The following is a 17,714-nucleotide window of genomic DNA, read 5'->3' as shown; positions in this document are numbered from 1 at the left end:
CGTCTGCCCAGCATGCGTCGATGCATCCGTCTCCGCGGCTTGGCCTTCGATCCCTCGCCCTCGCTGTCGTCCGCGGCGCTCCCCGCTGCGTTTCCCTTCTTCTCTCCCCAGCATCCGCGTGAACTCCTGTGACGGATTCACCACGCCCTTGTTGAAATGTGCAGATGGCACATTTAGACTGAATGATGGACACAGGGAAGTGAGCGACCCTTGGACTTCGCGCCCGACACGCCCGCCACTGCCGGCTCGCCCGCCCGGGCCGACGATGCGTTGCTGCTGCACGCATGTCAGCCGGTCATGGCCCCGCTCGCTCGGCTGGCGGTCGCGCGCGGCATGCAGTACGCCGAGTTCGACGAACTGATGCGTGCCGCTTTCGTGCAGGCCGCGCGCGAGGCACACCCCGATGTTCCGCCGCACCGCGCCGTCAGCCGCGTCAGTGCCGCCACTGGTATCAACCGCCGCGAGGTCACCCGCCTCATCAAGGCCGACACGCCCGAGGCACCGCCCAGGCGCGCGCCGGCCACCGAGCTGTTCGCGCGCTGGCTCACCGATCCGAAGCTGCGGCACAAGGGCGCCCCACGCAAATCGCTGCCGCGTCAGGGCGCAGCCCCCAGCTTCGAAAGCCTGGCGCAATCGGTGACCAAGGACGTGCATCCGCGCAGCCTGCTCGAAGAGCTGTGCCGACTCGGCCTGGCCAGGGTCGACGACGCCAGCGACAGCGTGGTGCTGCTGCGCGAGACCTTCGTCCCCAGCGGCGACGACAAGCGGCTGTTCGGCTTCCTGGGCGCCAACGTCGGCGACCATCTGTCGGCCGCGGTGTCCAACGTCATGGGCGCGGCGCCGCGCCACCTCGAACAGGCGATGTTCGCCGACGGGCTGTCCAGCGAGTCGCTGGAGCGGCTGCGTCCCATCGTCAGCGAGCAATGGCAATCGCTGGTGCGCGCGCTGGTGCCCGTGGTCCGCCAGTTCATCGAGGAAGACGAAGCCGCGGCCCGCCGGCAGGACCAGCGCGTGCGCATCGGCATGTATTCCTATGCGGAGCCGATGGAGCGCGCGAGTGCCGCGCCCGACGGCCAGCCCGCGAAGACCCCCTCCCGGCCGGCGCGCCGCCGACGGAGCACCGAATGAGCTTTACCCGCCTTCTCCTCCTCTGCAGCGCCTGGCTGCTGGCGCTGGCAGCAGGCTGCGGCGGCGGCGGCGTCGACACCGGCGGCACCGGCGCGCCGGCCGCAGCCTTCTCCAGCGGCCGCATCTCCGGCTTCGGCTCCATCGTGGTCAACGGCGTGCATTTCGACGAGTCCGCCGCGGCCATCGCCGACGACGAGGGCGTGGCCCACGCCGCCGACGCGCTCAAGCTCGGCATGACCGTCGAGGTGGAGGCCGGGCCGATCCGGATCGTCGCGGGCCAAGCCACGAGCACTGCACAGAAGGTCGTATTCGGCAGCGAAATCAAGGGACCCGTGAGCAGCGTAGGCGCCGGCAGCTTCGGCGTGCTCGGCCAGACGGTGCGCATCGACGTCAACACCGTCCTCGACGGCCTGTCCGGGCTGGCCGACCTGCACGCCGGCGACGCCGTCGAGGTGTTCGCCTTCTTCGATCCCGCCACCGGCACGTATGCCGCCACGCGCATCGAGCGCAAGAGCTCGCTCGACGCGTACAAGCTGGTAGGGCCGATCACGGGCCTGGACACCGCCGCCGAGACCTTTGCCATCGGGGGCGCGAACATCAGCTACGCCGGCATCCCGGCCGCGCAGCTTCCCGGACTTGCGAACGGCGCCCTCGCGCGGGTCGAGCTGCAGAAAGCGCAGCAAGGCGGACGCTGGATCGCCACGCGCATCCGCACCGCGCTGCCCGGGCTGCTCGACGGCATCGCGGTCGAGCTCGAGGGCTATGTCGGCGGCTTCAACAGCCTGGCCGATTTCAAGGTCAAGGGCGTGACGGTGAACGCCAGCGGCAGCGGCGTCGAGTTCACGAAGGGCAGCGCCTCGCAGATCGAGAACGGCGCGCGCATCGAGATCGAGGGCCGCATGAAAGGTGGCGTGCTGGTCGCGGAGAAGATCTCGGTCAAGAAGGCCAAGGATGGCGGCCGCGACGACGAGGAGGAATTCGAGGTCGAGGGACGCATCGCGTCGGTCGACACCGCGGCGCAGTCATTCCAGGTGCGCGGCGTCACGGTGACCTTCGACGCAGCGACCGTGTTCGTCAACGGCGCTGCCAGCGGCTTGCAGGCCGGTGCGCGCGTCGACGTGAAGGGCGTGCTGTCGGGCGGTCGCCAGGTGCGCGCCACCCGCATCGAGTTCAAGTGATGAAACAAGCGCTGTGCACCCGACCCCCCGCCGCGACCGCCCGCGCGGTGCCCGGCCGCGACTCCGACTTCGCACTGTGCGACACGGTTCCCGCGCCGCTGCGCGATGCGATGCGTGTGCTGGTCGTCGAAGACGATCCCGTGCAGGGCCTGGTGCTGATGCTGTTCCTGGAGCGCTTCGGCATCGAGGCACGCCTGGTCACCGACGGACTGCAGGCTGTCACGGCGGTGAAATCCGGCGCCTACACGCTGGTGTTGATGGACGTGCAGCTTCCGGTGATCGACGGCGTCGAGGCGACGCGCTTCATCCGCAGCTGGGAGCGCGCCGCCGGCCGTGCGCCGCTGCCCGTCGTGGCGGTCACGGCGAGCTGCATGAGCGACGAATGCGAAAGCTATCTGTCGGCCGGCATGGACCGCGTGCTGCGCAAGCCCTTCTCGGTGCGCGAGTTCGGCGAGCTGGTGCTGCATTACATGCTGGGTGCTCGACGCTGCGAAGCGCTCGGCTGAGCAAGCGATGGTCAAGGAGTAGTTCGATGTCGCATGTGCTGGTGGTCGATGACGAACGGGACACCGCGACGACGATGGCCATGTTGATCGCGTCCCAGGGCTACACCGTGGCCACTGCCGGGTCGCTGTACGACGCACGCCGGCAGATGGCCCTGCAGACACCCGACCTCGTGTTCTGCGACCTGAAGCTGCCCGACGGCAGCGGCATGCGGTTGCTGGAAGACGTGGCACTGCGTGCGCGCAGCGACATCGTGCTCGTCACCGGCCACGGCGACGTCGAGAGCTCCATCCAGGCGCTGCGCCTCGGCGCGGTCGACTACCTGCTCAAGCCGGTCGCCCCGCGGCAGCTGGAGGAGCTGCTGTCGCGCCTGCACAGGGTGCCGGCACGCGAGCGCGGCCTGCACGGCGGCTCGGCGCGCGATGACGAGTGCTTCGGCCGGCTGCTCGGACGATCGCCGTCGATGCACCGGGTGTTCCGGCAGATCGAGCGCGTCGCGGTAACCGGCGTCACGGTGCTGCTCACCGGAGAGAGCGGCAGCGGCAAGGAACTGGCCGCCAGCACGCTGCACGACATGAGTCCGCGCCGCCACGCCCCCTTCCTGGCCGTGAACTGCGGCGCGATCTCGCCCAACCTGATGGAGAGCGAGCTCTTCGGCCACGAGAAGGGCAGCTTCACCGGCGCCGATCGGGAGCATGCAGGCCTGTTCGAGCGTGCCGACGGCGGCACGCTGTTCCTCGACGAGATCACCGAAATGCCGCTCGAGCTGCAGGTCAAGCTGCTGCGCGTGCTGGAGACCGGCAGCTTCCTGCGTGTGGGCGCGACCCAGCTTCGCCACTGCAATGTGCGGCTGATCGCGGCCACCAACCGCGAGCCGCAACGTGCCGTGGAGGAAGGCCGACTGCGCGAAGACCTGTTCTACCGCCTCAACGTGTTTCCGATCCACTTGCCGCCGCTGCGCGCACGTGCGGAAGACATCGAACTGCTCGCGGGCCATTTCCTGCAGGCCATTGCGCGCCAGGAGGGCGTCTCCAGGCGCGTGTCACCGGAGGTCCTTGCGCAATGGAACGCGTATGCCTGGCCTGGCAACGTGCGGGAGCTGCGCAACATCGTGCATCGCGCCTACGTGATGGCGACCGACACCGTGATCGTCGATGCCTGCCTGCCCGGCACCGAGCACGTGCGGCGCAGCGTGGCCGAGCATCACGAGGACCCGCCCGCACTGTGGGTGCAGGTGGGGATGCGCTGGGACGAGATCCAGCGCCAGGTGACGCTGGCGACGCTGGAGCACTTCGACGGTCATCACCAGCGCACCTGCGATGCCCTCGGCATCAGCGTGAAGACGCTCTACAACTGGCTGCGCGAATGGTCGCCGCCGCAGCTCACCGGTCGGCGCCAGCGCCTGATGACGCCGCCTGAGGCACCGGCTCGCGGTACGGCAGCCACACCTTGAACGTCGTGCCCTGGCCGACGCGGCTTTGCACCGCGAGCGCGCCGGCGTGCAGCTCGACGAGCTGCTTCACCAGAGCGAGGCCCAATCCGCTGCCCTCGTACTTGCGCGACAGACCGCTGTCGAGCTGGGCGAAGGGCCGGAACAGCCGCCCCATGTCCTCGGCCGCGATGCCGATGCCGGTGTCGACGATGCCGATCTCGAGATAGCCCTTGTCCGACGCCGCCTTCGTCTGGACGACCGGCTGCATGCCTTCCGACCGCGCGGCGTCCACCCTGCATGCCCGCAGCACCACGGTCCCGCCGTCGGGCGTGAACTTCACGGCATTCGACAGCAGGTTGTAGACGATCTGGCGCGCCTTGCGCCGGTCCACCGTCACCGGCTCGGCCGCCTCGGCTTCGACTTCGAGCCGGATGCCGTGGGCGGTCGCCCGCGCCTTCAGCATCAGCATGCTGTTGGACAGCAGCTCGTCGACGTCGGTGCTTTCGAGCTCGAGCTCCATCTTGCCCGCCTCGATGCGCGACAAGTCGAGGATGTCGTTGATCAGTGAAAGCAGGTGCATGCCGCTGTCGAAGATCGCCGCGGACGCGTTGCGCTGGCGCTCGCCGAGCTCGCCCAGCAGCCCGTCCTTCAGCATCTCGGAGAAGCCCATGATGGCGTTGAGCGGCGTGCGCAGCTCGTGCGACATGTTGGCGACGAACTCCGACTTCATGCCGCTCGCGCGCTGCAGCTCGAGGTTCTTGCGCGCGATCTCGGCATTGATCTGCTCCAGCTCGGCGGCCCGGCGCGCGAGGCTGGCGTTGAGCTCGCTGATCTGCAGCTCGCGCGCCTGCAGCTCCTCGTTGACCGACACCGCCTGCTCGTACGTGGAGATCAGCAGGTCGAGGATCTGCTGACGCTCCGCATTGACGAAGTGCTTCTGGCCGCCGAGGTAGACCATGATGCCGAGCTCCATGCGGTTGTGATCCGCACGGCGCAGCTCCTGGTTGATCAGCACGTGCTGGATGCGCTTGAGCAGGTAGTCGTCGGCGTAGGGCTTGCGCACGAAATTGTCCGCCCCGCACTCGAGGCCGCTGACGATGTCCTTCGGATCGGTGAGCGACGTGACGAGGATGACCGGCGTATGGCGCAGCACCGGATCCGACTTGAGCGTGCGGCACAGCGTGTAGCCGTCCATCTCCGGCATCACCACGTCGGAGAGCACCAGGCTGGCGCCGCGCTCGTGCAGGGCGGCCAGCGCCTGCCGGCCGTTGCCGGCCACCCGCGTCGAGAAGCCGCGGCTTTCCATCAGGTGTCGCAGCCGCGCCGCCTGCGTCGGACTGTCTTCCACCAGCAGGATCTCGATGCCCGAGGAGGCTTGCGTCGACGACATCATCGGCTCCCTTCGGCCTCGACCAGACGGTTCAGGGTGGCCGCGATGGCCTCGGGCGACAGCACGTGCATGGCGGCTCCCAGCCGCACCGCTTCGCCCGGCATGCCGTAGATCGCCGCGCTCTCGCTGTCCTGCACCATGGTCAGCGCGCCCGCATCGCGCAGGGCCTTCAGCTCCCGTGCCCCGTCGTGCCCCATGCCGGTCAGCAGGATGCCCACGGCACGGCCGCCGTACTGCTCGGCGGCGGAGCGGAACAGCGTCGCGACCGAGGGGCGAAAGCCGTTCTCCGCAGGAGCGTGGGTCAGCACGATGTGCCCGCTGCCGTGCACGGTGGTCTGCGCCTCGTCGGGCGCCACATAGGCGACCCCCGGCCGCAGGGCGTCGCCGTCGGCGGCGACCCGCACCTCATAGCCGCTGCTGCGCGTGAGCCACTGCACCAGCCCGTCGGCAAAGCCCAGCGAGATGTGCTGCACGATGACGATGGGTGCGCGGAAGCCGGGACGCAGCCGGGACAGGATGGCCTGCAGCGCCAGCGGTCCACCGGTGGACGCGCCGATCACGACCAGGCCCACGTCTCTGGCCTCCGAGCGCAATGGCGGGGAAAGCTCGTTGGCGCGTCGTCCGGCCGCCGGCCAGCGGCGCACCACGGGCACTTCGGCCATCAGCGTCACCGTGCGCAGCAGTTCCTCGCGCGCCGCGGCGAACTGCGAATGCCCCGGTCCCGGCGGCTTGCCGAGCACGGCCAGCGCGCCCGATTCGAGTGCCTGAAAGCTCGATGCGACCTCGTCCGGCAACGAGCTCGACGTCACCATCACGATGCGTGTCGGGCAGCTTTCCATGATGCGGCGGGTCGCTGCGAAGCCGTCGAGCTTCGGCAGGTGGATGTCCATCGTGATGACGTCGGGCTTCAGCCGGTGCGCCGCGGCCACCGCGGCCTCGCCGTCGGCCGCGATGCCGACCACCTGCACGCGCGCATCGGCGTTGAGCATGCCCACCAGCAGCGCGCGGCTGGAGGCCGAATCGTCGACGACAAGGACTCGAATCGGTTCGGCACTGCCCGGGCCGCTGCTGCTCATATCAGGGCCCGGATGGTGGCCAGCAGTCGGCGCTGGTCGAAGCCGCTCTTGGCGATGTACGCGTTGGCGCCCACCTCGACGCCGCGCTCCTTGTCCTCGCGCGAATCGAGCGCGGTGACCAGCACCACCGGAAGCTCGGCCAGGCGCTTGTCCCGCCGCACGCGCTCGGTGAGGCCGAACCCGTCGAGCCGAGGCATCTCGACGTCGGACACCAGCAGATCGAAGTGCCCGCTTTGCAGGCTCGCCAGTGCGGCCATGCCGTCGGCGGCGGTCGTCACCTCGTAGCCGGCGGATTCGAGGATGTTCTTCAGGCGCTCGCGCGAAGTGATCGAGTCTTCCGCCAGCAGCAGCGACGCACGCGGCCGGCCTCGCGTCAGCTCGGACCCGCCTTCGCTCGGTGCCCGCGCGGCCGGCGAGCTGCTCATCTTCACGAGGTCGGCCACGTTCAGCAGCGGAACGACTCGCCCCCCGGCGAGCACGATCGCGCCGGCGATGTTGCGCACGCGGCGCAGCGGCGGCGCGAGCGGCTTGACCAGCACCTCCTGGTCGCCGATGACCTCGTCGACCGCGAAGGCGACGCGCCGCTCGCCGCTGGCCGCGACCACGAGCTGCAGCATCGGCTCGCGCCGGTCGGTGTGCCGGCGCGGATGCGGCGCCAGCCCGAGCGCCGCAGCCAGCGGCACCAGCGGCAGCGATTCGCTGCCGAGCATCACCGCATCGCCGCCGTCGCCGCGCTGTACGGCCGAGCCCGGGGCGCGGACGACACGCTCCACGTGGCGCGAGGGCAGCACGAACATCTGCTCGGCGACCGACACGAGGAGCCCGCGAAAGCTCGCCAGCGTGGCGGGCACCACGATCGAGAAGCGCGTGCCCGGCTCGTCCGACCGAAGCTGGAGGCTCACGCTGCCACCCAGCCGTTCGATCTTCTCGCGCACGATGGCCAGGCCGAGGCCATGGCCGGAGAGGTCGGTGAGGATGGGGCTGGTCGACAGGCCCGAGGCGAACACGAGGTCCGCCGTCTGCGTGGCGTCGGCTCCCGGCTTCCAGAGGCCCATGCGCTCGGCCTGGGTCTGCACATGCGCGAGTGCGATGCCTGCGCCGTCATCGGACAGCGCCAGCTCGATGCGGTTGCCCTCGCGAGGCACGATGTCGATCCGGATGAGCCCGCGCGGCGACTTGCCGCGTCGCTGCCTTTCGAGCGGCGGCTCGATCCCGTGGTCGACCGCGTTGCGGATCAGGTGCACCAGCGGCGTCTTCAGCTGCTCGAGGATGCGCCGGTCCACCTCGAGGCTGGTGCCGTTCATCTGCAGCTCGATGTCCTTGCCGCCGGCTTGCGCGAGGTCGCGCACGAGCTTGGGCATGGCGACCAGCAGTGTCGAGAACGGCAGCATCAGCGCCTGCCGCATGTCGGCCTGAAGGCGGTCGACACGCTGGCCCAGGCCGCGGCGATCGCGGTCGGCCGAGCGCTCGAGCTGCATCACACGGTCGGCAAGCTCCTTGACGAGCACGGTCTCGCGCTCAGCGCTGTCAAGCACCTGCGACAGCAGCTGTCGCCCTCTTCCGTTGGATTCGGCTGCGGCACCCACGCGGCGCAGCGCACGCGCGTTTCGCGCCGCCTTCTCGATCTGCCGACGCCGGTCCTCCAGCGTGCGCCCCAGCGCGTGCAGTTCGGCGACCAGGTGTTCGGCGCCCAGCTTGAACGCCTGCAGCTCGTCGGCCTGGGTCATCAGGCTTTCGAGCTTGGCAGTCGCCACGCGCACCGTCTCGCTGGACGGCGCGGCCGCAAGAGCGGGCTCCGCCAGCGACGCAGGCCGCGCGGCCGGTGACAACGGGGCGGCACCGCGCGCGGGCGCCAGCAGCGCATCGAGCGAGCGCGCGAGCACGACCGGCGCCGCGGGGTCGGCGGTCGCGCCCCCCAGGTGCGCGGCCAGCAGAGTCGACAGGCCGTCGAGCGTGCGATGGAAAGCATCGAGGAATTCGGGCGACGGCGCGAGCTCCTGCCGCTTCATCGCGGCGAGCACACGCTCCAACGCCTGGCACACCTGCTCGATGTCGGCCAGGTTCACCGAGCGCGCCGCGCCCTTGAGGCTGTGCGCCTCGCGAAACAGCGTCTCGATGGTGCCCGCCACCTCCTCGCCGGGCGGCGAGCGCTCGAGCGCGAGCAGCAGGCTCGACATCGCGCCCAGGTGCTCCTCGGCCTCGACCTGGAACGTGGCCAGGAGCTGTCGCAGGAAGCTGTCGTCTTCGGTGGCCACTGTGGGTGCTGCCGTGTCTGTGGAGGGGCCCTACACCCGGTATTGCCCCACCATGCCCTTGAGCCGCTGGCCCAGCTCGTGCAACTGGTGTGCCGCCATCTCCGCCTGGCGCGTGCTGTCCATGTTCTGCGTCGTCGCGGTCCGGATGTTGCCCATGGCCTGCGCCAGCTGATCCATGCCGACGAGCTGCTGCTGCGCCGACACCGCGATCTGGCTGGCCGCGGAGGCGCTCTCGGCGATGCTGTCGGCCAGGCGCTGGATCGCCTCGCCTGCATCCTTGGACTGGCGCGCTCCCGCATCGACGGCCTTGGCGCCCTGCTCGGCCGCTGCGACCGCATGGCTGGTGGCCTTCTGGATGTCGCCCAGGATGGTGCGCACCTGCGCGGTCGCCTGGCGCGACTGCGCCGCCAGGCTCTTCACCTCGAGCGCAACGACCGCGAAACCGACGCCGTGCTCACCGGCCTTGGCCGCTTCGATGGCCGCGTTGACGGCCAGCAGGTTCGACTGCTCGGACAGGTCGTTGACGCTCGCGATGATCTCGCCGATGGCCTGGGTCTGCTCCGACAGTCGCATGATGCTCTCGGCGATCATCTCCATCTGCTCGCGGATCTGCTGCATGCCTTCGATCGCATCCTCGACGGAGCGCCGGCCGGTCTGCGAGACCTGCGCCGCCTTCTGCGCGGTCTCGGACACGTACCGGGCCTTCTGCGTCGAGACCAGCGCGGTCTGCTTCACCTCGTCGAGCGTGACAGCCGTCTGCGTGATGACCGCCGCTGCCTGCGTCGTGCCGGCCACCACCTGGGTCGTGCCCGCCAGAATGGCGCTGGTGGAGCTGCCGAGCACGCCGACGCCTTCGCTGACCTGACGGTTGAGCTCGCGCAGGTTGCCCACCATGGTGGCGAAGGCGCGGCCGAGCTCGTCGCGCTCGGATTGAAGGGTCACCTGCACGGTGAGATCGCCCGTGGCGATGAGCTTGGCGGTCGCCGCCTTGTGCTGCAGGTTGTCGACCATCGCCACCAGGGCGTTGCCGAGCACGTCGTGCTGCGACTGCGGCACCACCTCCACGGCCAGGTCGCCAGCGGCGATCCGGCGCGCGATGTCGGCCTTCTGCTGCAGCGACGCGCCCATCTGGGTGAAGGCGTCCTCGAGCTGGCCGATCTCGTCCAGACGCCGTGCCGATGGCGGTCGCACGACGACTTCGCCGGCGGCCACGCGACGCGCCGCGTCGGCCATCTCGCGCAGCGGCGCGGCGATCACCGCATGCATTCGCGCCGACACCGGCAGCGTGATGAGCAACGAGCCGAGCATCACGATGAGGATGATGCCGCCATAGCGGGTCAGCCTGAGCACCAGCGGCTCGGTGCTGAGGCGCAGGTACACGGTGCCCACTTGGCGCTGGCCTTCGCGCGCCGGCCAGAAGGCGACGAGCTCGTTGGCCTCGAAGTGGCGGTCGATGGCCTGCGCGCGCGGCGGCACCGGCGGCCCGGCCGATCCGGCGCGGCTGTAGCTCGCGAACAGCGAGCCGTCGCCCGCATAGATGGCGGCGGCGGTGAAGTCGCGGTTGGCGCGCAGCGTGTTGAGGTACTCCTGTGCCGCCTTGCGGTCGTTGAACTCCAGCGGCGCTGTCACGCTCGCCGCCAGCATTTCGGCCTGCACGACGATCTCCTGCGACTTCTGCTGCCGATAGGTGTAGATCTCATAGCCGACGATGACGCTGCCGGCGAGCAGCAGCGCGACCGCCACGGCGAGCACGGTGATGACCAGCAGCTTGCGGCGGATCGGGATGTCGACGAGCCAGCGGGTCATTTCTGTGCCCTCGGCTTGACGGCCAGCGCGACGCTCAGCAGCTTGGAGCTGATGGCCAGGCCCGCCTGCGACGCCGCCTCGTCGTCGACGGTGAAGCGCACGCGGTTGTCCTTGATGACGAAGTGGATCACGCCGCTCCCGCTCGGGAAGGCATCGGTGACGATCAGCGCCCCGCTGCCCCGCAGGACATCGGCCTTCATGTCGGCACCGACGTAGACCACATGGCAGCCCGCGTCGCGCGCGAACGTCTTCATGCGCTTGAGCGCCAGTGGCCGGCCCTGCACCTGCTGCCCGGCTGCCGCCTCGTCGAGCAGGTTGCCGAAGGGATCGTCGCCGACGACGCACACATTGAGCGGGGCGGTCGGGCTGCTGAAGGCCGCCGGCGGCCATTCGACGTAGAAGGGGAACTTGACGAGATAGGCCGCCTTGACGGCGTACTCCAGCGGCTCTGCCGGCGCGGCGGAAACGACGGCACCGGCAGCGGCCAGCACCACTGCGATCGTCGCTCGCCACACGGTCGGCTTCACAGGCTCCATAGGGCCCTCAGCAGGATGCGGCGGCCCAGCTCGCTGCGAGCCGGCGGTGCGCCGAATTCGGCATGGCGTTCATCGGGCAGGTTGAAGCCCGTCAGCGAAAGCTCCAGGTCCGGCCGCGGGCTCCACGCCACTCGCGCGTCGAGCGCGGTGTAGGCCGGCACGGCCGGGTTCGGCAGTGCACCCACGGCGCGCAAGCCGAGTTCGAGCAGCACGCCGCGCGGGAGGCTCCAGCTCGAGCGCAGCTGGAACTGATGCCTGGGATCGTTGCCGCCCGTGGTCGGCAGTCCCGGATCGGCGCTTCCGGGCGCAAAGCGCAGATCCTCGCTGAGCAGGCTCAGCCCTGCATGCACGCGCCAGCTGGCGCTGACCTGATGGCTCCCCCAGGCCTCCACCCCGCTGACATGGCCCTGCACGCCATTGCCGATCACGAAGGCGCCCGCGCCGGCGGGCTCGATGCTGCGCAGCCGCTGATGCCGGTTGTAGAAGGCATTGACGGAAAACGAAGTGGACGCGCCCGGCTGCGCCCGATGCCCGACCTCGAACGCGGTGAGCGACTCGGAGACGAAGTTCGGACCGCCGGCCAGCGACCCGCCGTACGGCGCCGGCAGCGGCACGAAGACCTGGAAGGCGCGGTCCAGGCGCGAGGGTGTGCGCACCGCCCGCGAGACGGCGGCCCACCACAACGATTGCTCGTCGCGCTTCCAGGCGAGGCGCAGGTTCGGCTGGTGCTCGAGGCCGGTGTAGCTGTTGCGCTCGAGCTTGAGACCGAAGGTCAGCTTCCAGCGCTCGGCCAGGGACACGGTGTCCTGCGCGAACACGTTGAACAGCCGCAGCCGGCTGTCGGCCGGCACGAAGGCGAACAGCGGACCCGCCGCCGTGTGGTCGCGCTGGTGCCGCAGGCCTGCGCCCCACACCACGTCGTGCGCGCGGCGCCAGGTGAACTGGTGCTGGGCATCGATGTCGACCGTGTCGAGGTCCTCGGTGAAGAGGCCAGGTTGGCGACGCTTGTAGGTGTCGAGGTAGAGCTGCAGATGCAGCTCCTCGCGCGCACCCAGCTGGCGGCTCCAGCGGGCGAGCGCGTTGGCACCCGAGACGCGGCGCTCCGGAAGGCCGGGTACCTGGGCCTTGCCTTCGTAGGCATCGCCTTGCAGCGTCCACGCCGAAGCCGGCGCGCCGACATCGGCGCGAAAGCCGGCCTGCGTGTGCTTCCACGCATCGGCGACCGTGCTACCGTCGGCACGCTGCGTGCCGTCGTGGTCGAAGCGCTTGGCGTAGAGCCGCGCCGCGCCGTCGCCGACGCGCACGCCATGCCTCATCGAGAAGCCGCGATCGTCGTTGCCGCCCACCGCTTCGACGACGCTGCCCGCCGTGTCGCGTGCCGAACGCGTGACGACGTTGATCACGCCGTTGACGGCGTTGGCACCCCACAGGGTGCCGCCGGGCCCGCTGATGACCTCGATGCGCTCGACGTCGTTGAGCGGCATGTCCTGCACGTCCCAGAAGACGCCGGAATGCAGAGGCGTGTAGACGGTGCGGCCGTCGATCATCACGAGCAGCTTGTTGCTGCTCTCGCTGTTGAAGCCTCGGGCGCTGATCGCGTAGGTGTGCGAGCTGGATCGTGCGACATGCAGGTTCGGCGCGAGGCGCAGCGCCTCGGGCAGGGTCGTCATGCCGCCGGCGCGGATCTGGTCGCGCGTGATCACGTACACCGCGGCCGGCGCATCGGCCAGCCGCTGCGAGCGCCGGGACACCGCCATCACCTCGACCTCTGCGAGCTCCTCGATCGACAGCCGGGACAGCGCCGCCGGTGTGGCGGCCACTTCAATGCCCTGCATGGCCGCTGCGAGCGCACAGGTGCCTTGCAGCGCGAAGGCCGACAGGGTCAGTGCGCGCCGGCAAGTCCCTGGATCGGTGCGAAGAGGACGATGCCTCGCACCGATGGCGATCCCGCGCAGTCGTGCCATACATCCTCACCTCTTGTTCTGCCGCCGGGACAACCGAGCGGCGCGACCATGCCGGCATTCAAGGGGACACTTGTTCGTCGACGACGAGGTCCGGATCACCAAGCAGGCGCGCACCGTCGATCACCATGACGTGCTGCGCCGTGATGCCCCGCAGACACCGGGCCTGTCGGCCCATGGAGGGCGGCGGATCGAGAGCGGCGAGCGGCATGCGGCTCGTGCCGACGACGCTGTCGGCAAGCACGCCGAACTCGATTTCCCCTTGCTGCAGGATGATCACCTTGTTCAGATCGCTCAGTCCCGACTCGCCCAGTTCGAAGAATCTCTTGAGGTCGATCACCGCGATGACGCGACCGTGAGCATTGATGATGCCTGACACGAAGGCCGGGGTGCAAGGGACCCCTGTCAGTTCTTTCAGGGCCTGCACCTCGCGCACGACCTCGGCCTCGATGGCGAAATGCCGTTGCGCGATGACGAACTCGACCACCTCGATGCTGTCGCCGCCGAGCGCGGCCGGCGGGCGCCGCGCGAGCGCCTCGGCGCGAGCAGCGAGGATGTCGCGCCGCTGTTGCGGATCGAGCTCGCCGCCGCGCGCAAGCGCGCGTTCGGTGTCGGCGAGGCGCCGCTTGATCTGCTGCCAGTCGATGGCGACGCGATGGCGCGGCTTCACGCTGGCAACGCCGGATGGCGCCGGCTGTCGAGCAGGCGCTGCGCCTGCGCGAGATGGCGACGCCTCAGTCGTTCATCACCTTGCCGCTCTCCGAGCCTGGCCAACGCCATGTGAGCGGGCAGGAAGTCGGCGTCTAGGAACAGCGCGCGGCGCAACGCATCGCGTGCACCCTGGATCTCGCCGATTGCCTCGAGCAGCGTCGCATGCAGCCAGTGCAGCGAGACGTTGCAGCGATCGGCGGCCAGCGCAGCCTCGCAGCCGCGCAGTGCACGCTGCGCCGCCCGGCGTCCATGCGGAGCTGTGTCGATTTGCGCGGGCTGCGGCGGTGCGGGCGGTAACGGCCGTCGATGAAACAACATGTCCCGGACAGGCGCCCTGTCGAGACCGTGGGGCGCCACCGCAGCTTCGGCACATGAAAGCACCAGCCAGCCGCCCGGCGCCAGGGCTTCGCATACGCGCTGCACGGCGCGCTCGGCCTGTGCCGGCACGAAGTACATCAGCACATGGCGGCACAGGATGATGTCGAAATCGCGATCCGGCGGGGCGTCGCACGCCAGATTGCCGAAGCGAAACTCCACCCGCCGCTTCAGTTCCGCGCGAAGCTCGTGCCGGTCGGGCCCGCGGCATTCGAAGTAGCGCTCACGCAGGTCTGCCGGCACGCCGCGGAACGACCAGTCGCCGTACACGCCCTCGCGTGCGCGCTCCAGGAAGCCCGGATGAATATCGGTGCCGACGATGCGAACGTCCCAGTCGTCGAGGTCGGGCAGCAGCCGTGCCAGCATGATCACCAGCGAGTACGCCTCCTCGCCCGTGCAGCAGCCCGCGCTCCACAGCCGCAGGCGCCGGCCGGCCCGTCGACGGGCCTCGATCAGCGGCGGCAGCACGTCATGCTCCAGCGCCTGGAACGCCGCGGGCTCGCGGAAGAAGTAGGTCTCACCGACCGAAAGGCCCCGAGCGAGCAGCTCGATGTCCTCGCGCTCCAGCGGCGCCTCGATCCAGCGCCATGCATCGCCCCGCACGTCGATCACGTTGCGCAACGCCGCGTGGTGCGACGCATCGATGGCCAGACCCATCTGCGCGGAGACTCGCCGCGCCATCAGATCGAGCAAGGCTTCGCTCATGGCATGCCGGGCTGCAGTGGAAACAGCCGATCGAGATCGTGAACCGGCACGGCCGGGCTGGCGTCGCCGACGTCCTCGACGGCATCGACGAAGAAGCCCACGGGCCGGCCGCCGCTGGTGGCCAGCACGAACATGTCGGCCGGCTGCGGTTCGCGCGGGAGCAGGCAGAGCCGGCGGCGGATGTCGAGCACCGGGACCACCACGCCGTGCACTTCGACGGCGCCGTGCAGCCAGGCTTGCGGTTGCGAAGGACGCCGGTACGCCATCGCCGGCAGGACCCTGTCGATGGCCGCCACCGGCAGCGCGAAACGCTGGTCGTCGAGCCGGCACACCACCAGCCGCTGCGCTTGCGTCGCACCCATTCGCATTCCCTGATCGATTTGCGTCCAGCATGCAGCAGAACCCCCGGCGGCACCGTGAAGGACCCCGCTGACCACAGGGGGATGCATTCCAAAGGTGACTCGGCTACGCCGCGAACTCAAAATCGCCCGAGACGGTCGTCATCGGCCGGCGTTGCGAGGCGGACATGGCGGCAGGCGACGAACGAGGGGCAGAAGAGCTCAAGGGCAAGGTTCTCTATATCGAGGACAACCCGATCAACATGGACCTGATCGAGACGGCGCTCTCGATGTATCCGGGTGTCACGCTGGTCAAGGCGCACAACGGCATGGAGGGAATCCGTCTGGCCCGCTCCGAGAAGCCCGACTTCGTGCTGCTCGACATGCACCTGCCGGACATCGGAGGGCTGGAAGTCGTGCGGGCACTGAACGAAGAGATCGCCAGCGGCAAGCTGCGCGTGACGTTGCTCACCGCCGACACCTTGTCCATGGACATCGTGAAGGCAATGAGCCTGGGCGCCTACGACTACTGGCTCAAGCCGCTCAACATGAACAAGCTCGAGGCCGGACTGCGCCGCGCGCTGTCGCGCAAGGAAGCCGACCAGGGCTGAGCCCTCAGGCGCGTGAAGCCGCCGCGCTGATCGCGTCGGCGAAACGTGGCCACAACGCCACCGGCAGGTCGTGGCCCATCCCTTCGACCAGATCGAGTCTCGCGCCGGCGATGCGCGCAGCGAGATCGCGTCCGCCCGCCACGGGCACGAGGGGATCGGCGGTGCCGTGCAGCACTTGCGTCGGCGCCTTGATCCGGCCCAGCAGCGGCGTGCGATCGCCATCGGCCGCGATGGCCACGAGCTGGCGTGCCACCCCGCGCGGGCGGTGGCTGCGCCGCACCGAATGCGACAAGCGCTGCCACAGCCACTGATCGCTGGACGGATAGGCCGGGCTGCCGATCAGCTTGTACAGCTGGACGTAGTGCGCCACGATGCTGTCGAAGCTCTTCGGATCGGCCGGACGCGACAGCAGCGCGCCGCGCACGCGCAGCGACGGCCCCGGCAGGCGGCGCGCGCCGCTGGTGGTCATCATCAGCGTGAGACTTTTCACCCGCTGCGGATGCCGCACGGCCAGTTGCTGCGCGACCATGCCCCCCATCGAGGCGCCGCAGACGTGCGCGCTCGGGATGCCCAGCGCATCGAGCAGCGCGGCCGTGTCGTTGGCCATGTCCACCAGCGAATACGGACTGCGCACGGGCAGGCCCACCGCATGCTTCATCGCCTCGAGAGCGACGTTGGGCACGCCCAGATGATCGAAGTCCTGGCTCAGGCCGATGTCGCGGTTGTCGAAGCGGATCACGCGAAAGCCGCGCTGCACCAGGCTGTGCACGAAGTCCTCGTGCCACGCCACGAGCTGCATGCCCAGTCCCATGATGAGCACCAGCGGCTCGCCGGCGGGCGATCCGTGGTCCTCGACCTCGAGGCGGATGCCGTTTGCGCCGATCTGCATGGCCGGAAGCTCAGGCAGCGGCCAGGCCGGTGCGGAAGAACCACCGCCGCGCGCCGGAGGCGTCGAAGTGCGCCCAATGCGCGGGATCCTGCGCCAGCCGGTCGGCGACGGCATACAGCGCGATCGGGTTCATGCCCATGCCCACGTGGCTCGCATGCACCTCGATGTTCTCCGCCAGCGGTCCCGCGTCGTTGACGCTGCATCGCCACGCGACGATGCCGTCGGTGCGCGAGTAGATGGAGGTGGTGGGCACCGGCGGCGGCTTGCGCACCTGCGCGATGACCTCGGGATCGCCCACCCTGTGGCCGCTGACCAGCTCGTAGAAGCGCCACGCGTTGGTCGCGCGCGGATTGCCGGTGAAGGGCGTGCCCAGCGTGATCACGCAGCGCGTCTGGCGCGGCAGCGCTTTCGCGACCTCGCGTGCATAGATGCCGCCCAGGCTCCAGCCGATCAGGCTCACCGGCCGACCGTGCTGGTCGTGGATGGACCTCGCCTGCTCGATGCACTGCTCGAGCACGCCTTCGCGGGGCCCGAAGTTGAATCCCTGCTGCCAGGGATGCGTCTTGTAGCCGCGTCCTTCGAGAAAGTGGCGCAGCGGCCAGGTGGTGAAGTCGGCAGCGCCCAGGCCGGGGAAGACGAGGATGGGATGGCCGTCTCCCATCGGGAGCTTGCGCAGCCAGGGCATCGCCGCCACCATCGCCGCGTACTCCCACGGCGCCCTGCCCTCCAGCATCATCAGGAAAGCGTTCGGTGCCTTGATGCCTTCTTCGTTGATGTTGCTCTGCTTGCGCGGGGCGGAAATCGGCATGCGAAACGTGC

The 17,714-nt window shown here is 69.6% G+C and carries 16 protein-coding genes; 5 read left to right on the top strand and 11 right to left on the bottom strand.

Annotated features, from left to right (window positions below; genetic code table 11):
• Positions 1-210 precede the first annotated feature (210 nt).
• The 4 genes from P7V53_RS14615 to P7V53_RS14600 are packed head-to-tail and all read left to right on the top strand — an operon-like array spanning position 211 to position 4,263.
• Complete coding sequence (locus tag P7V53_RS14615) at positions 211-1,128, top strand: DUF6502 family protein (RefSeq protein WP_280156199.1); 918 nt, start codon at positions 211-213, stop codon at positions 1,126-1,128.
• On the top strand, positions 1,125-2,306 hold the full coding sequence (locus tag P7V53_RS14610; RefSeq protein WP_280156198.1) for a DUF5666 domain-containing protein: 1,182 nt from the start codon (positions 1,125-1,127) through the stop codon (positions 2,304-2,306). The genes P7V53_RS14615 and P7V53_RS14610 overlap by 4 nt, the downstream gene beginning before the upstream one ends.
• Entirely contained in the window at positions 2,306-2,812 is a 507-nt protein-coding gene (locus tag P7V53_RS14605; protein ID WP_280156197.1) for a response regulator, read from the top strand. Before P7V53_RS14610 ends, P7V53_RS14605 begins: the two co-directional genes overlap by 1 nt.
• A 26-nt stretch (positions 2,813-2,838) precedes the next feature.
• Positions 2,839-4,263: a sigma-54 dependent transcriptional regulator gene (locus P7V53_RS14600; RefSeq protein WP_280156196.1), complete on the top strand. Its 1,425-nt coding sequence runs from the start codon at positions 2,839-2,841 to the stop codon at positions 4,261-4,263.
• Here P7V53_RS14600 and P7V53_RS14595 read toward each other — a convergent pair.
• From P7V53_RS14595 to P7V53_RS14555, 9 genes are read right to left on the bottom strand one after another with little or no spacing between them, the layout of a single operon-like run.
• A complete protein-coding gene (locus tag P7V53_RS14595) occupies positions 4,193-5,632 on the bottom strand; it encodes a hybrid sensor histidine kinase/response regulator (protein ID WP_280156195.1) in 1,440 nt (479 codons plus the stop codon). The two genes, P7V53_RS14600 and P7V53_RS14595, sit on opposite strands and share 71 nt — an antisense overlap.
• A complete protein-coding gene (gene cheB, locus P7V53_RS14590) occupies positions 5,632-6,708 on the bottom strand; it encodes a chemotaxis-specific protein-glutamate methyltransferase CheB (protein ID WP_280156194.1) in 1,077 nt (358 codons plus the stop codon). Before cheB ends, P7V53_RS14595 begins: the two co-directional genes overlap by 1 nt.
• The gene (locus P7V53_RS14585; RefSeq protein WP_280156193.1) at positions 6,705-8,963 is read right to left on the bottom strand and encodes a response regulator; all 2,259 of its coding nucleotides are present in this window, start codon (positions 8,961-8,963) and stop codon (positions 6,705-6,707) included. Before P7V53_RS14585 ends, cheB begins: the two co-directional genes overlap by 4 nt.
• Positions 8,964-8,993: 30 nt before the next feature.
• A complete protein-coding gene (locus P7V53_RS14580) occupies positions 8,994-10,769 on the bottom strand; it encodes a methyl-accepting chemotaxis protein (RefSeq protein ID WP_280156192.1) in 1,776 nt (591 codons plus the stop codon).
• Positions 10,766-11,305: a YfiR family protein gene (locus P7V53_RS14575; RefSeq protein WP_280156191.1), complete on the bottom strand. Its 540-nt coding sequence runs from the start codon at positions 11,303-11,305 to the stop codon at positions 10,766-10,768. Before P7V53_RS14575 ends, P7V53_RS14580 begins: the two co-directional genes overlap by 4 nt.
• Positions 11,293-13,269, bottom strand: a complete 1,977-nt coding sequence (locus P7V53_RS14570) for a TonB-dependent receptor (protein ID WP_280156190.1) — start codon at positions 13,267-13,269, stop codon at positions 11,293-11,295. Before P7V53_RS14570 ends, P7V53_RS14575 begins: the two co-directional genes overlap by 13 nt.
• Before the next feature lie 58 nt (positions 13,270-13,327).
• Positions 13,328-13,936, bottom strand: a complete 609-nt coding sequence (locus P7V53_RS14565) for a chemotaxis protein CheW (RefSeq protein ID WP_280156189.1) — start codon at positions 13,934-13,936, stop codon at positions 13,328-13,330.
• Entirely contained in the window at positions 13,933-15,057 is a 1,125-nt protein-coding gene (locus P7V53_RS14560) for a CheR family methyltransferase (protein WP_280156188.1), read from the bottom strand. The genes P7V53_RS14565 and P7V53_RS14560 overlap by 4 nt, the downstream gene beginning before the upstream one ends.
• A complete protein-coding gene (locus tag P7V53_RS14555) occupies positions 15,054-15,419 on the bottom strand; it encodes a chemotaxis protein CheW (RefSeq protein WP_280156187.1) in 366 nt (121 codons plus the stop codon). Before P7V53_RS14555 ends, P7V53_RS14560 begins: the two co-directional genes overlap by 4 nt.
• 164 nt (positions 15,420-15,583) lie before the next feature.
• On the opposite strand from P7V53_RS14555, the gene P7V53_RS14550 reads away from it, so the two are divergent.
• On the top strand, positions 15,584-16,006 hold the full coding sequence (locus tag P7V53_RS14550) for a response regulator (protein WP_280156186.1): 423 nt from the start codon (positions 15,584-15,586) through the stop codon (positions 16,004-16,006).
• 4 nt (positions 16,007-16,010) lie between these two features.
• Here P7V53_RS14550 and P7V53_RS14545 read toward each other — a convergent pair whose 3' ends face one another.
• On the bottom strand, positions 16,011-16,895 hold the full coding sequence (locus P7V53_RS14545) for an alpha/beta hydrolase (RefSeq protein WP_280156185.1): 885 nt from the start codon (positions 16,893-16,895) through the stop codon (positions 16,011-16,013).
• A 10-nt stretch (positions 16,896-16,905) separates the two neighbouring features.
• Entirely contained in the window at positions 16,906-17,703 is a 798-nt protein-coding gene (locus tag P7V53_RS14540) for an alpha/beta fold hydrolase (protein ID WP_280156184.1), read from the bottom strand.
• Positions 17,704-17,714: the final 11 nt, after the last annotated feature.

Origin of the sequence: Piscinibacter sp. XHJ-5 (assembly GCF_029855045.1) — a bacterium.
Taxonomy (GTDB): domain Bacteria; phylum Pseudomonadota; class Gammaproteobacteria; order Burkholderiales; family Burkholderiaceae_C; genus Albitalea.
Note: the sequence above shows the minus strand (reverse complement) of the source record. Positions and strands in the feature narration are given on the sequence as shown.

Coding starts and splice junctions, on each gene's coding strand:
- P7V53_RS14610 (WP_280156198.1), top strand. CDS start 1,125: ATGAGCTTTACCCGCCTTCTCCTCCTCTGCAGCGCCTGGCTGCTGGCG.
- P7V53_RS14605 (WP_280156197.1), top strand. CDS start 2,306: ATGAAACAAGCGCTGTGCACCCGACCCCCCGCCGCGACCGCCCGCGCG.
- P7V53_RS14600 (WP_280156196.1), top strand. CDS start 2,839: ATGTCGCATGTGCTGGTGGTCGATGACGAACGGGACACCGCGACGACG.
- P7V53_RS14595 (WP_280156195.1), bottom strand. CDS start 5,632: ATGTCGTCGACGCAAGCCTCCTCGGGCATCGAGATCCTGCTGGTGGAA.
- cheB (WP_280156194.1), bottom strand. CDS start 6,708: ATGAGCAGCAGCGGCCCGGGCAGTGCCGAACCGATTCGAGTCCTTGTC.
- P7V53_RS14580 (WP_280156192.1), bottom strand. CDS start 10,769: ATGACCCGCTGGCTCGTCGACATCCCGATCCGCCGCAAGCTGCTGGTC.
- P7V53_RS14575 (WP_280156191.1), bottom strand. CDS start 11,305: ATGGAGCCTGTGAAGCCGACCGTGTGGCGAGCGACGATCGCAGTGGTG.
- P7V53_RS14570 (WP_280156190.1), bottom strand. CDS start 13,269: ATGGCACGACTGCGCGGGATCGCCATCGGTGCGAGGCATCGTCCTCTT.
- P7V53_RS14560 (WP_280156188.1), bottom strand. CDS start 15,057: ATGAGCGAAGCCTTGCTCGATCTGATGGCGCGGCGAGTCTCCGCGCAG.
- P7V53_RS14555 (WP_280156187.1), bottom strand. CDS start 15,419: ATGGGTGCGACGCAAGCGCAGCGGCTGGTGGTGTGCCGGCTCGACGAC.
- P7V53_RS14550 (WP_280156186.1), top strand. CDS start 15,584: ATGGCGGCAGGCGACGAACGAGGGGCAGAAGAGCTCAAGGGCAAGGTT.
- P7V53_RS14545 (WP_280156185.1), bottom strand. CDS start 16,895: ATGCAGATCGGCGCAAACGGCATCCGCCTCGAGGTCGAGGACCACGGA.
- P7V53_RS14540 (WP_280156184.1), bottom strand. CDS start 17,703: ATGCCGATTTCCGCCCCGCGCAAGCAGAGCAACATCAACGAAGAAGGC.